The sequence below is a fragment of the Luteibacter sp. UNCMF331Sha3.1 genome, from assembly GCF_900109915.1.
GTDB lineage: Bacteria > Pseudomonadota > Gammaproteobacteria > Xanthomonadales > Rhodanobacteraceae > Luteibacter.
In genome coordinates this window covers 769,645-782,626 of sequence record NZ_FOBU01000002.1, presented here as the reverse complement: position 1 = coordinate 782,626, position 12,982 = coordinate 769,645, and the positions used below count along the sequence as shown (strand labels likewise).

At 68.7% G+C, this 12,982-nt stretch carries 12 protein-coding genes; 3 read left to right on the top strand and 9 right to left on the bottom strand.

The genetic code is table 11. From position 1 onward, the window contains the following. Nucleotides 1-14: 14 nt before the first annotated feature. Both rlmKL and BMX32_RS11865 read right to left on the bottom strand, forming a co-directional pair. The gene (gene rlmKL / locus BMX32_RS11870; RefSeq protein ID WP_089979149.1) at nt 15-2,159 is read right to left on the bottom strand and encodes a bifunctional 23S rRNA (guanine(2069)-N(7))-methyltransferase RlmK/23S rRNA (guanine(2445)-N(2))-methyltransferase RlmL; all 2,145 of its coding nucleotides are present in this window, start codon (nt 2,157-2,159) and stop codon (nt 15-17) included. Next, on the bottom strand, nt 2,156-2,674 hold the full coding sequence (locus BMX32_RS11865) for an alpha/beta fold hydrolase (protein WP_089979148.1): 519 nt from the start codon (nt 2,672-2,674) through the stop codon (nt 2,156-2,158). The genes rlmKL and BMX32_RS11865 overlap by 4 nt, the downstream gene beginning before the upstream one ends. Nucleotides 2,675-2,719: 45 nt before the next feature. Here BMX32_RS11865 and BMX32_RS11860 point away from each other — a divergent pair, with 45 nt between their 5' ends. From BMX32_RS11860 to BMX32_RS11850, 3 genes are read left to right on the top strand one after another with little or no spacing between them, the layout of a single operon-like run. Beyond that, nucleotides 2,720-3,274, top strand: a complete 555-nt coding sequence (locus BMX32_RS11860; protein WP_089979146.1) for an N-acetylmuramoyl-L-alanine amidase — start codon at nt 2,720-2,722, stop codon at nt 3,272-3,274. 51 nt (nt 3,275-3,325) lie between these two features. Continuing rightward, nucleotides 3,326-4,192 carry an acyl-CoA thioesterase gene (locus BMX32_RS11855; RefSeq protein ID WP_089979144.1) on the top strand — a complete coding sequence of 289 codons (867 nt, stop codon included), beginning with the start codon at nt 3,326-3,328 and terminating at the stop codon, nt 4,190-4,192. A gap of 5 nt (nt 4,193-4,197) precedes the next feature. Beyond that, nucleotides 4,198-5,088: a LysR family transcriptional regulator gene (locus tag BMX32_RS11850; protein ID WP_211664211.1), complete on the top strand. Its 891-nt coding sequence runs from the start codon at nt 4,198-4,200 to the stop codon at nt 5,086-5,088. Here the strand turns inward: BMX32_RS11850 and BMX32_RS11845 are convergent. From BMX32_RS11845 to BMX32_RS11815, 7 genes are all read right to left on the bottom strand, one after another. Continuing rightward, nucleotides 5,063-6,292 (bottom strand): MFS transporter, encoded by a 1,230-nt coding sequence (locus BMX32_RS11845; RefSeq protein WP_170843641.1) that lies wholly within the window; start codon nt 6,290-6,292, stop codon nt 5,063-5,065. The two genes, BMX32_RS11850 and BMX32_RS11845, sit on opposite strands and share 26 nt — an antisense overlap. Nucleotides 6,293-6,390: 98 nt before the next feature. Then, nucleotides 6,391-6,849 carry a hypothetical protein gene (locus tag BMX32_RS11840; protein WP_089979141.1) on the bottom strand — a complete coding sequence of 153 codons (459 nt, stop codon included), beginning with the start codon at nt 6,847-6,849 and terminating at the stop codon, nt 6,391-6,393. 54 nt (nt 6,850-6,903) lie between these two features. Continuing rightward, complete coding sequence (locus tag BMX32_RS11835) at nt 6,904-7,878, bottom strand: multidrug resistance efflux transporter family protein (RefSeq protein ID WP_089979139.1); 975 nt, start codon at nt 7,876-7,878, stop codon at nt 6,904-6,906. A 52-nt stretch (nt 7,879-7,930) separates the two neighbouring features. Beyond that, nucleotides 7,931-8,272: a hypothetical protein gene (locus BMX32_RS11830; protein WP_089979136.1), complete on the bottom strand. Its 342-nt coding sequence runs from the start codon at nt 8,270-8,272 to the stop codon at nt 7,931-7,933. A gap of 61 nt (nt 8,273-8,333) precedes the next feature. Beyond that, nucleotides 8,334-10,046 carry a single-stranded-DNA-specific exonuclease RecJ gene (gene recJ, locus BMX32_RS11825; protein WP_089979134.1) on the bottom strand — a complete coding sequence of 571 codons (1,713 nt, stop codon included), beginning with the start codon at nt 10,044-10,046 and terminating at the stop codon, nt 8,334-8,336. Continuing rightward, entirely contained in the window at nt 10,043-10,951 is a 909-nt protein-coding gene (locus BMX32_RS11820; protein ID WP_089979131.1) for a hypothetical protein, read from the bottom strand. Before BMX32_RS11820 ends, recJ begins: the two co-directional genes overlap by 4 nt. Before the next feature lie 2 nt (nt 10,952-10,953). Then, the gene (locus tag BMX32_RS11815) at nt 10,954-12,843 is read right to left on the bottom strand and encodes an ABC-F family ATP-binding cassette domain-containing protein (RefSeq protein WP_089979129.1); all 1,890 of its coding nucleotides are present in this window, start codon (nt 12,841-12,843) and stop codon (nt 10,954-10,956) included. Nucleotides 12,844-12,982 lie beyond the last annotated feature (139 nt).

Here is a 12,982-nt window from a genome sequence, read left to right as displayed (position 1 = left end):
TCTCGACCCAACCTTCACGTTTTCCATGGATTCACGAACGGCCGGCGAAGCAGCCAGCATCCGTGGATATCGTGACGGCGGGCGAAGTCGAACGGGATGCTCGGCGCGCTCCAGTCTTCGATCGTGAAATGGGGTTCGAGGGCGGCCCGATCAAGCTGGAAGCGGCGGAAGTTGTTGGAGAAAACGATCACGCCGTCGGGCAGTAGCCGCTCGGCGCAAAGCATCAGAAGCTTGACGTGGTCGCGCTGGACATCGAAGTCGTCGGCCTTCTTCGAGTTCGAGAAAGTCGGCGGATCGACGTAGATCAGCCCGTATTGCATCGATCGCTTTTCCAGGAACGTCAGCGAGTCTTCCTGCACCAGACGGTGACGATTGCCCGTGAAGCCGTTCAACGCCAGGTTCCGCGACGCCCAGTCGAGATAGGTACCCGAGAGGTCGACGGTGGTCGTGTCGCGCGCGTCGCCTGCCGCCGCGTAGACGCTGGCGGTGCCGGTGTAGGCGAACAGGTTCAGGAAGTGCTTGCCCGCCGCCAGCTCGCGGATCTTCGCGCGGACCAGCCGGTGGTCGAGGAACAAACCGGTATCGAGGTAATCCGTGGGATTGATGAGGAAGGACAGGCCACCCTCCTTCACCTCGATGAACTCGCCTTTCTGGTCGAACTGTCCGTACTTGGAGCCACCCTTGCCGCGTTCGCGCGTTTTCACCGCGATGCGGTCGCGCGGCACGTCGAGCACCTCGCCCGCGACGCGGACGATCTCTCGCATGCGCAGGCGGGCGACGTCCACGGGAACGTCCTGCGGTGCCTTGTATTCCTGGATGTGCAGCCAGTTCTCGTAGACGTCGATGGCGGCCGCGTATTCGGGAAGATCCTGATCGTAGGCGCGCCAGCAGCTGATGCCTTCGCGGGCCAGCCGCTTGCGCAGGTGGCGGACGTTCTTCTCGAGGCGGTTCTTCAGCATCTGCGCGCCCTCGGAGAGCGGCTTCGCTTCCCGCGGCGCCTCGTCGCGCGCACGCAGGGCGAACGTCAGCAGAGGCGTCTCGAGCGCACCGTTGTACAAGGCGTAACGCTTGTCGGGGCTGAGGCGCAGCGCGCGGCCCAGTTCTTCGTCGCCGGCGAGCACGGCGGCGCGCCAACCGGCGAAGCGGTCCTTCAGCGCCTGGCCCAGGTCGCGATACAGCACGGGCAACTGGGCGCGGTCGCCCAGGCGTTCGCCGTACGGCGGATTCGTGATGACGAGGCCGAGCGGCGTTTCCGGCGGCGGCGACACGTGCACGGCATCGCGTTTGTCGAGGTGCACGAAGCCGGCGACGCCCGCGCTCTGTGCGTTGCGTTTGGCCGTCTGCACCATGTGCGGATCGGAGTCGCTGCCGAAGAACACGGGACGCAGCGCGCGCAGACCTTCGTCGGCACGCGCCTTCGCTTCGTCGTAGATCGTGCGCCACAGCGCGTAGTCGTGCTTCAGCCAGCCGAGGAACCCGTAGTAATCGCGACGCAGGCCCGGCGCCACGTCGGCGGCCATCAGCGCGCCTTCGATGAGCAGGGTGCCGGAGCCGCACATCGGATCGACCAGTGCGCCGCCTTCGGTATAGATGCGCGGCCATTGCGAGCGGACGAGCATCGCGGCGGCGAGATTTTCCTTCAGGGGTGCTTCGCCCTGTTGTTCGCGCCAGCCGCGGCGATGCAGCGGCGAGCCCGAAAGGTCGATGGACAGGGTGGCGCGGTCGCGGCGAAGTCGTACGTTGACGCGAAGATCGGGCTCTTCCGGATCGATGTCCGGACGCGCGCCGCTGGCGGCGCGAAACTGGTCGACGATGGCGTCCTTCGTCTTCAGCGCGATGAACTGGCTGTGGGTAAGCTTGCTCATCGCGGTGTTGGCGTCGACCGCCAGCGTGCCGTGCGGCGCGAGGTGCTCCGCCCATTCGATGTCCTGGACGCCCGCGTAGAGCGCGTCCGGATCGGCGGCGTCGAACTCGGCCAGCGGCAGCAGCACGCGGCTCGCCATGCGCGACCACAGGCACGCGCGATACGCCGTCTCGATGGACCCGGCGAACGACACGCCGGCGAGCGCCTCGCGCACGTCGGTGGCACCGAGCGCGACCAGCTCGTCCTTCAGCAGGTACTCGAGCCCCTTCGGGCAGGTGGCGAAGAACGCGGTCATGCCAGACCTCCGAGGAAACGGGTGAACTCGGCTTCGATGTCCGGCAGCGCGGCACTCAGGCGATGGTCGTCCTGCACGAGCAGTGCGGGCATGGCGTGAGTGCGCGCGAACGACACCGCCTCGTCGAGCGGGCAGACATCGTCCGCGTACCCATGCACCAGGAACGAGGGCACGCCGGCGCGCAGGGCGAACGGGCGCGGGTACCCCGGAATGCGGGTCGGCAACGCCAGGAGAAACACGCCGGCGACGGCGACGTCGAGCGACGCCAGCCCCGAGACGAACGCGCCCATGCTGGAACCGACGAGCACGGGCGGACGTGGCGATGCCGCGATGGCGGCGGCGAGCGTGGCGAGGCGGGGATCGATGCTGCCGGCATGGCCGCGGGCGTCGGCCTCGCGGTAGTCCGGGCGCTCCGTCGACCAGCCGAGGGCCTCGGCCACGGCGGCGAGCGCGCTGACCTTGGTCGCGTCGGGGCCGGAATCCGAGCCATGGGAAAGAATGATGTGGCCGCGCATGGCGGTCTCCGTACGCGGAATGACCGCCTATGTTATCAAAGCGGCATGATCGACATCCTGCACGCTCCCCTGCCCTACGAGGGCCTGCTCCCGACCCGCGACGCCGACGGCATCGACCTCGTCGTCATCCACTGCACCGAGCTGCCGGACCTGGCCATGGCCCGCGAGTACGGCGAGCGGGTGCTGTACGAATCCGGGGGCGGCGCCAGCGGCCACTACTACATCGACCGGGACGGTTCCGTCCTGTGCTACGTGGACCCGCTCCGGGTCGCCAACCACACGCGTGGCTACAACCCGCGCTCGATCGGCATCGAGCTGGTCAACACCGGCCGCTACCCCGACTGGTTCCATTCGGCGCGGCAGGTCATGACGGAGCCCTACCCCCCGCGCCAGATCGACGCCCTGCGCGCCCTGCTGGATCACCTGACCGGGCGCTTTCCGTCCCTGCGCCATATCGCGGGCCACGAAGACCTCGATACGGCGATGGTGCCCGCCAGCGACGACCCGGAGAACGAAGTGCCGCGCAAGCGCGACCCCGGTCCGCAGTTTCCCTGGGCGCGCGCCTACGACGCCGGCCGGCTGGGCAGGCTCGCGGGCTAGCCCCGCTATACTCCTCGCCCATCGCGGTACCGCCTCGCATCAGGGATCTCCATGTCGGACCATCACGTCGGCGAACTCGTCGAACTGCTCGAGCTCGAACGCCTCGAAGACAACCTCTTCCGCGGCCAGAGTCGCGACATCGGCACGCGCTTCGTCTTCGGCGGTCAGGTGCTGGGCCAAGCGCTCTCGGCGGCGCAGCGCACGGTGGATGCCCGCCGCGAAGCGCACTCGCTGCATGCCTATTTCCTCCGCGCGGGCGACATCGACGCGCCCATCGTCTACAGCGTGGAGCGCACGCGCGACGGCGGGTCGTTCTCGTCCCGCCGCGTGGTCGCGATCCAGCACGGCCAGCCGATCCTCAACGGATCGATCTCGTTCCAGGAACCCGAGCCGGGCTACTCGCACCAGCTCTCGATGCCGGAAGTGCCGGCACCCGAGGACATCGACCCGATGCCGGCCATGTCGGCGGAACAACTCAGTCGCCTGCCCGAGAAGACCCAGCGCTGGCTGGGCATCGACGGCCCGTTCGAATTCCGCCACGTCTGGCCGCGCGACGAACTGCGCCCGGCGAAGCGGCCGCCGTACCAGCACATCTGGTTCCGTCTGACCGCGCCGATCGAGGACACGCTGGCGCTGCATCAGGCGCTGCTCGCCTACGCGTCCGACTTCCACCTGATCGGCACCGCCACGCTCCCGCACGGCATTTCTTACCTCACCCGCAACATGCAGATGGCCAGCCTCGACCACGCGCTGTGGTTCCATCGTCCGTTCCGCATCGACGAATGGCTGCTGTATTCGTTCGACAGCCCGACGTCGCAGGGTTCCCGCGGCCTCGCGCGCGGCATGATCTACACGCGCGACGGCGTCCTCGTGGCATCGACGGCGCAGGAAGGCCTGATCCGCGTCCGCCCGGACTGAACGCCGTGGGCATCGAGCTCCGGCACCTGCGCTATTTCATCGCCGTGGCCGACGAGCTCCATTTCGGTCGCGCGGCCGAGCGCCTCGGCATGTCGCAGCCCCCGCTCAGCCAGCAGATCCGCGATCTCGAGGAGCATCTCGGCGTGCGTCTGTTGCGCCGGACCAATCGCCGGGTGGAACTGACGGATGCGGGCCGCGCGTACCTCGATGCCGCGCGCGACATTCTCGGCCGCGTGGACGACGCCGGCGACATGGCCCGTCGCGCGGAGCGCGGCGAAATCGGCGAGCTGCGCATCGCCTTCACGCGCAGCATGCCGCTGATCGAACGCTTCCCGCGCACGATACGCGCGTTCCGCGACGCGCATCCGGCCGTCCGCCTCGCGCTGATCGAGCGCACCACGCTGCAGCAGTTCGAATGCCTTCTCGACGGGCGCCAGGACATCGGCCTCATACGCGGGCTCGCCGCGCCGGCGCCGCTGGTCGCGTGGAAGCTGCTGGACGATCCTCTCGTCGCCGTGTTGCGCGCCGATCACCCGCTGGCGCGACGCAGGCGCGCCTCGCTGCGGATGGAGGAACTCGCAGACGAAGGCTTCCTCGTCTTCACCCGCGCCTCCGGCACCGGCATCTACGACCAGCTGCTGACGATGTGCCGGCACGCCGGCTTCATGCCGCGCATCACGCAGGAGGCCGGCGAATCCTCGACGATGATCGGCCTCGTCGCCGCCGGCATGGGCGTCGCCGTGCTCCCGCGATCGATGCGCCACGTGCACATGGAAGGCGTGGCGTACGTGCCCATCGCCTCTCCCGATGCCGCGAGCGCGCTCTACCTCGCCCATCGCCGCGACGACACGTCGCCGCTGGTGAAGGCCTTCACGCAGCTGATGCGAAAGGCGTGACGGCCCGCAGTTTCAACGCGATCGCCAACCCCGCGAGCACGAGCACGGCGACGTAGCCGACGACACCGTTCCAGCCACCCCAGGTCCAGGCGATGCCACCGAGCGACCCGGCGATGCTCGATCCCATGTAGTACGAGAACAGATAGAAGGACGACGCGTGCGCGCGGGCGAAGGGGGCACGCTTGCCCACCCAGCTGCTGGCGATCGAATGCCCGCCGAAGAAGCCGAACGTCAGCATCGCGATGCCTGCCACGATCGCGACGAGCGACGCGCTCGCCGTCAGTGCGACGCCGGCGAGCATCAATGCCAGCGTTGCCCAGAGCACGCGACGTCGACCGAGCCTGTCGGCGATCGATCCGATCCACGCCGAACCGATCACGCCCACGACGTAGACAGTGAAGATCGCCCCGACGTGCGATTGCGACAGCGAGAACGGCGCGGCGAGAAGACGGAACGCGACGTAGTTGTAGATGGTGACGAAGGCACCCATCAGCAGGAAACCTTCGGCGAACAGCCACGGCAGGCCCTTGTCGCGAAACAGCATCGCGAACGAGGCGAGAAACGCGCGCGGATCGACGCGGCGCCGTTCGAAGTGACGCGATGGCGGCAGGCCTCGGGCGACCAGTGCGGCGGACACGAGTCCGAGCACGCCGATGATGCCGACGGCCACACGCCACGACGCGTGGTCGGCGACAAAGCCGGAAATGAGGCGACCACCCATGCCGCCGATCGCATTGCCGCCGATGTACAGGCCCATCGCAAACCCGATCGATTCGCCGTGCACTTCCTCGCTCAGGTACGTCATCGCGACGGCGGGCAACCCCGCGAGCGTGATGCCCAGCAGGGCGCGGAGCACGAGAAGCGTCGTCCAGTTCGGCGCGACGGCGGTCAGGAGCACGAGCAATGCCGAACCCAGCAGCGACACGAGCATCACCGGCTTGCGCCCGAGCGCGTCGGAGATCGCGCCGGCGAACAGCATGCCCACCGCGAGCACGCCAGTGGTCAGCGACAGGGCGAGGCTGCTCGCCGCCGCGTCGACGCCGAAGCCGCGCGAAAACGCCGGCAGGAGCGGCTGCACGCAGTAGAGCAACCCGAAGGTCGCGAAGCCGGACGAAAAAAGGGCCAGATTGGTACGCCGGAAGGCAGGCGTGCCATGCCGGATGCGCCGGTCGACGACGGCCGGGCCGAGTGACGAGCCGTCCACGTCGGATCTCCACGAAAGAAACAGGTGGAGAAGTTAATCCCTGAATTGAGTCGGATCGATACCGTGAAACGTCCGCTTCGATACGCGAGGGCTATCGATCAGCGAGCGGCCTCGCCCGCCGTTCCACCGTCCCATTGCACGGCGCCCGCGAGTTCGTCCGCGGTCAACGCCAGCTCACCGCCGCGCGCTTCGGTCTTCACCGCGACGACATGACCACTGCTGCGCGAGAGTTCGGTGGCCCCGGCGGTCAACAGCGCCTTTTCGCGGCCGTCGTCGGCGGCGAGCAGTTCCAGCACCACGCGGTCGCCGTCCCGGAACTGCACGCCGCTCGTCGCGCCGGATGCCGCGAGCGCTTTCGACGAGAGCGGCACCGCCTGCACCCGACCCGCCCAGCGCGGCGGCCCGACGAACGTGTAGCCCGCGGCTTCGTCGCGCCACGTGAAGCGTTTCATCGGGTGCGGCGTCGGGGCCGCCTCCTTATGGACGCCCGGCGGCGTCTGGGCATCGACGGACGTCGCGGAGAGGCTCAACAACATGACGATGGCGATGGCTTTCATGACCGGATCTCCGCGAAGGCCCGCCCAGCCTAACGCGTCGCCGTCACGATGGTGTCAAGCACCCCGGTCGCCCTCGACGGCGTCCACCGCCGGCGCCTCGCGGCTGCTGGCCCAGGCGAAAGCGCCGATGCCGACGATGATCGCGATGGCCCCGGATGCCGCGAGCGGGCCGGGTGTCGCCTCACCGAGGAACACGGCGCCGATCCCCGCGGCGAACAGCAGCTCCGCCGCCTGCATCGCCTCGACGGCCGCGAGCGCGGTCGGCTGGCGGCCCACGCGCTCGGTCGCGTGGAAGAACAGCACGGTGGCGATCACGCCGGACGACAGCGCCACGCCACCGGCGAGCCCCACCTCACGCCAGGTCGGGGGGCCGATCGTGGCCCACGTCACGGCCGCGAAGGCGAGCCAGAGCGGCCAGCTGGCCAGCGTCATGCCGAACACTCGCTGCACGGCGCCCAGACGGACACCCGTACGTTCGAGGTGCAGGAGGATCTTCCGGTTGCCAAGCGGATAGGCGAACGCGGCGACGACCACCGCGCCGACGGCCAGCCACGCCTCGGCATCGAGCGAGCCGTGCGCATTGCCCAGTTGCAGCAACATCACGCCGGCGAGAATCAGCACGCCGATCGCCAGCGATCCCGCGTGCCAGCGGGCACGCGCGTCGCGATAGATGAACGGCGCCATCAGCGGCCCCGCGAGCACGGTCATCTGGAAACTGCCGGCGACGAGCCACGACGGTCCGCTGCTCGCGGCCCAGGTCAAAGGCAGACCGAAGAGGAAGAATCCCACGGCGCTCCAGCGCAGCCACGGGACAGGATGCGCACGCAGCTCCGCGGGCAGCGCGCCGAGTCCGCCCTGGAACGGCAACACCGCCGCGAGCAACGGCAGCGTGATCAGATAGCGCAGGATCACCGCCCACTGCCAGTGCCCGCCGCCGCTGACCACGGCACGATTGAAGACGTACGTGAACGTGAAGAACAGTGCGGACAGCAGTCCGATAGCCACGGCCTTGAGGGCATTCGAGCGCATGGATGGCCTTAGCGAACGGGGCGCAAGAGTGTGCCAGCACGCACGCGCGACGTCAGCCCGCTTCGCTCAGCTCAAGGAACAGCTCCTGCAGTTCGCCTCCGATGCGGTGACCGTCGACCTGCACGGTCACGTCACCGTCGATGCCCGCCACCGGACATCCCCCGTCGAGGATACCGAGGATGTTGGCGGTGGTGTCGACCATCGTGTGGCAGATGATTTCGATCAGCACCTGCTTGTTCTCGTCGTCCAGTCCATTGAACAGCGTCAACGCGCGCACCCAGTGCGGGTCCACCGCACGATCGACGGGCGTGCTGCGGAACAGTTCGGAATACACCGCGAGGTTGTCGTGGACCACGACCTTCTGCAGGGCCTGGACGAAACGTTCGGGACTCATCGGGGCATCTCGCGGGAGGATCGCTGCATTGAAGCACCGATCCACCGTGCGAAGGAATGGCTCAGCCCAGCGGCTCCATATGCGTCAGCAACAGCCGCACGCTCTCCCTGCCCTGCCAGTCGTTGACCGCGAGCTCGTACGCCACGCGCATGCGCACCGGCGGCGGCCTGCCGTCGAAGCAGTTGAACATCACGGCGTCGAGCGGTGCGCCGCCCTGCGTGTGCCTCAGCTGCAGCCGCAGGTGCCGGCTGCCCATCGGTTTCCACGACGCGCATTCGAAGCGGGCTTCGAAGAGCGGCGGCGGGAAGCCCTGCCCCCACGGGCCGGCATGGCGTAGCTGCTTCGCCAGATCCAGCGTGTGATCGCGGTAATCGAGCTCGCCATCGGTCTGCACCAGCGCCTGCAGGTGCTCGTCGTCGAGATGGACGCGCGCCGTCGCGTCGAAGATGGCGGCGAAACGTTCGAACTCGCTGGCCTTCATGCTGAGCCCGGCCGCCATCGCATGGCCGCCGAAGCGCAGGATCAGTCCGGGATGCCTCGCATCGATGGCGGCGAGCGCGTCGCGGATGTGGAATCCGGGAATGGAGCGCGCCGACCCGCGCAGCTCGTCGCTGTCGTCGCCGGCCGGCGCGAACGCGAGCACCGGCCGGTGCAGTTTCTCTTTCAGCTTCGACGCCACCAGCCCCACGATGCCGGGATGCCAGCCGGGATCGAAAAGCGCGACGCCCACCGCGTCGACGTGCGCCGCACGCGCGACCATGGTCTCGGCCTCTTCCACCATGCCCGCCTGCATCTCGCGACGTTCCTGGTTGATCGCCGAGAGTTGCTCGGCGTAACGACGCGCGATGCCCGCGTCGTCGGTCAGCAGACAGGCGACGCCGAGCGACATGTCTTCGAGTCGGCCCGCCGCGTTCAGTCGCGGGCCGATGGCGAACGCGAGATCGGTCGCGCCGACCGTGGCGACGGATCGGCCGCTCGCTTCGATCAGCGCGGTGATGCCAGCGCATGCCTTGCCGGCGCGCATGCGCTTCAGGCCCGCATCCACGAGCACGCGGTTGTTGAAATCCAGCGGCACGAGATCGGCCACGGTGCCGAGCGCGACCAGGTCGAGCAGGGCCGCGAGATCGGGCGCGCCGGCGGGGAAACGCCCCGCGTCGCGCATCGCGGCGCGCACGCCGAGCAACAGATAGAACATCACGCCGACACCGGCGAGCGCCTTGCTGGGAAAACCGTCGCCCGCCAGGTTCGGATTGACGATGGCGTCGGCCTCCGGCAGCGCGTCGCCAGGAAGATGATGGTCGGTGACGAGCACGCGGATGCCGCGCGCCCGCGCGGCGGCGATGCCCGCAAGGCTCGCGACGCCGTTGTCGACGGTGACGATCAGGTCCGGCGTGGGATCGAGGGAGGCGACCAGCGCTTCGCTGAGACCGTAGCCGTGGACGAAGCGATTGGGTACCACATGGCTGACGTGCCGCGCGCCGAGCAGGCGCAGGCCGCGCTCCGCCACGGCCGTGCCGGTCGCCCCGTCGCAATCGTAGTCGCCGGCGACGACGATACGCTGGTCGCTCTCGATGGCGGCCATCAACAAGGCGACCGCCTTGTCCATGCCACCCAGCAGAGCCGGCGCGAGCATGCGTGCGAGCCGGTGTTCGGCACCGTCGGGCGTGCTCACGCCGCGTGCGGCGTACACGCGCTGGATCACCGGATGGACGTGCGCGGGCCAGCCCGCCGGCGCCGCCGCGACGACACGTTGGCGCCAGACGCGCGTGGTCATGCCTTGCGCCAGAAGCGCAGGCGATGGCGTTTGTGCACCGCCACCCTCACGCCATCGGCGAACGCGAGGCGTACCTCGGTACCCGACGCGAGGCGCGCTTCGATCGCCGGCCACCAGTCGCGTTCGAACGCCGACGGTTGCACGTCCTGAAGGTCGAGCAGATCGATCGACGCGCCCTGCCCGTCGGCGAAATCCGCGCGCGCATGCACGTCCACGTCCGCGCGATGCGCGAGCGACCAGACGAGCAGGTCGTCGCTGTAGATGTGGGCCAGGCCGCATTCCACCCATGCGGGTAGCGCGCCCGCGCCCCACAACCATACGCTGTTCACCGGCGGCAACCCTTCCGACGCGCGACGACGGTTGACGGGGTGGTTGTGCAGCACGACCTGCGCTTCGTTGAGCAACGCCCGCCACTGCCGTCCCGCGTCGCCCTTGGGCAACTGTTCGAACAGATCCGCACCGAGCGCGTCTTCCGGATCGGGGAACGGCGGCACGTCGACATAGGCCGGCAGGCGAACCTGCCAGTGCTGCGCATCGCCGACGTGCAACGTCATGCCCTCGGCCTCGAACGTCTCCGCCAGCGCCTCCACGAGACTGGCCGCATCGGCAACGCTGAGCGCGAGGTTGCCGATCGCGAGCAGTCGCGCACCGTTGACCTCCGGCTGCACCCATGCGGGATCCGCCGACAGCCAGAGCGCGTCGCCGGCATCGCCCGCGACCGACTGGCGGATCAGCGCGGCAGCGGGCAGCGCACCATCCGGCCAGCGGAAGTGCTCGGACAGCGCGACGAGATAACCGGGCACCGCGGCCGGCAGGCGCGTGCCCCGCGCCAGCCACTCGGCGAACCCGGCCACCGCGGCGAGTCTGTCGCGACCGGGGAGCAGCACATGGAGCACCTGCGCCATCCTCAGACCTCGATCTGCTCGAGGATCTCCATCCATTCGAATTCGAGCGACTCCTTCTCGCCGCGCAATTCGGACTGACGCTGACCGAGCTTCGCCAGTTCGGCGGTCGACCCGCCATAGACCGCGGGATCGGCGAGCTTGCTCTCGATGGCGCCGAGTTCCTTGTCCATCGTGGCGATGAGCGCTTCGATCTTCTTCACCCGCGCGCGGAGCGGCTTCTCCTTCTCGCGCTCCTCGGCCGTCTGCTTGCGACGCTCCTTCGCCGACTCCTGCACCGGCGCGTCGGCGGGCGCGGAGGCGACGGCCGCGGTCTTGCGCGTGGTGGCGCGCGTACGCAGCCACTTCGCGTAGTCGTCGAGATCGCCGTCGAACGGCTCCACCTTGCCGTCGGCCACGCGCCAGAATTCGTCGCAGACCATGCCGAGCAGATGGCGATCGTGCGAGACCAGCACGAGCGCGCCGTCGAACGCGGAAAGGGCGTCGGCCAGTGCTTCGCGCATGTCGAGATCGAGATGGTTGGTCGGCTCGTCGAGCAGCAGCAGGTTCGGCTTGTCCCACGCGATCAGGGCCAGCGCGAGTCGCGCGCGCTCGCCGCCGGAGAACGCGTCCACGGGCTCGAACGCCCGGTCGGACGGAAAGTTCCAGGTGCCGAGGTAGTCGCGCAGAACCTGCGCTCCCGCGTTCGGCGCCTTTTCCTGCAGGTGATCGAACGGGCTGGCGCCTTCGCGCAGGCTTTCCACCGTGTGCTGCGCGAAGTAGCCGATGCGGGTGTCCTTGTGGATGCCGCGCTCGCCCGCCAGCGGCGCGAGTTCGCCGACGAGCGATTTCACCATCGTCGACTTGCCGGCACCGTTCGGCCCGAGCAGGCCGATGCGGTCGCCGGACTCGAGGCCGAAGGCGACGTCGTGCAGCACCACGTGATCGCCGTAACCGGCGTCGATGTGATCCAGCTGCAGCATCGACGTCGGCAGACGCTCCGGCGACGGGAACGAGAAACTGAAGGATCGCTCGGCACGCACGGCTTCGGTGCCGGCCATCTTTTCCAGACGCTTCATGCGCGACTGCGCCTGCTTGGCCTTGCTCGCCTTGGCCTTGAAGCGGTCGATGAACGACTGCAGGTGCGCGCGCTCGGCCTGTTCGCGCACGTGCGCGATCTGCTGCTGGCGCAGGTGCTCGGCGCGCTGCCGCTCGAAGGCCGTGTAGTTGCCGGTATAGAGCTTGGCCGTGCCGTCGTGCAGGTGCATCGTGTGCGAGATCACGCCGTCGAGGAACTCGCGATCGTGCGAGATGATCAGCAGCGTGCCCGGGTAACGGCGCAGCCATTCCTCGAGCCAGAGCACGGCGTCGAGGTCGAGATGGTTGGTGGGCTCGTCGAGCAGCAACAGGTCCGAGGGCGCCATCAGTGCGCGGGCCAGATTGAGGCGCACGCGCCAGCCGCCCGAGAACGACGCCACCGGCTGCTCGTGCGTTTCGGGCGCGAAGCCCAGTCCATGCATGAGGCGACCCGCGCGCGCCCGGGCGTCGTACCCGTTCACCTCTTCGATGCGCAGGTGCGCGGCGGCTACCGCCTCCATGTCTTCCGCGTCGAGCGCATCGGACTCGGCCTTCAGCGCGGCGGCCACCTCGACGTCGCCGCCGAGCACGTATTCGATCGCCGGGTCCGGCAGCGCCGGTGTTTCCTGCGCCACGGAGGCGAGGCGCACCTTCGACGGCATGTCCAGATTGCCGACCTCCGGCTCCAGCTCGCCCTTGAGCGCGGCGAACAGGGTGGACTTGCCGCATCCGTTGCGGCCGATCACACCCAGGGCCCATCCGGTCTGAATGGTGAGGTCCATCTGCGAAAGCAGCGTACGGCTGCCGCGGCGAAGGGCGAGGTTACGGAACGAGATCATGGATGGCGGGCACGGCGTAAAGACGACTGCGCATGATAGCCGCCGGAGCCCGTCCCCGTCCGGAGAAACGCGACGCAGCACACAGGGCAGCGGCTCGCCACGCGGCGCCCATGGCGTGACCATGGACGATCTGTTACAA

Bases quoted from the DNA above. Each gene is read 5' to 3' on its own strand.
- rlmKL (WP_089979149.1), bottom strand. From the start codon at position 2,159: ATGACCGCGTTCTTCGCCACCTGCCCGAAGGGGCTCGAGTACCTGCTG.
- BMX32_RS11865 (WP_089979148.1), bottom strand. From the start codon at position 2,674: ATGCGCGGCCACATCATTCTTTCCCATGGCTCGGATTCCGGCCCCGAC.
- BMX32_RS11855 (WP_089979144.1), top strand. From the start codon at position 3,326: ATGTCGGACCATCACGTCGGCGAACTCGTCGAACTGCTCGAGCTCGAA.
- BMX32_RS11835 (WP_089979139.1), bottom strand. From the start codon at position 7,878: ATGCGCTCGAATGCCCTCAAGGCCGTGGCTATCGGACTGCTGTCCGCA.
- BMX32_RS11815 (WP_089979129.1), bottom strand. From the start codon at position 12,843: ATGATCTCGTTCCGTAACCTCGCCCTTCGCCGCGGCAGCCGTACGCTG.
- recJ (WP_089979134.1), bottom strand. From the start codon at position 10,046: ATGACCACGCGCGTCTGGCGCCAACGTGTCGTCGCGGCGGCGCCGGCG.
- BMX32_RS11830 (WP_089979136.1), bottom strand. From the start codon at position 8,272: ATGAGTCCCGAACGTTTCGTCCAGGCCCTGCAGAAGGTCGTGGTCCAC.
- BMX32_RS11820 (WP_089979131.1), bottom strand. From the start codon at position 10,951: ATGGCGCAGGTGCTCCATGTGCTGCTCCCCGGTCGCGACAGACTCGCC.
- BMX32_RS11860 (WP_089979146.1), top strand. From the start codon at position 2,720: ATGATCGACATCCTGCACGCTCCCCTGCCCTACGAGGGCCTGCTCCCG.
- BMX32_RS11840 (WP_089979141.1), bottom strand. From the start codon at position 6,849: ATGAAAGCCATCGCCATCGTCATGTTGTTGAGCCTCTCCGCGACGTCC.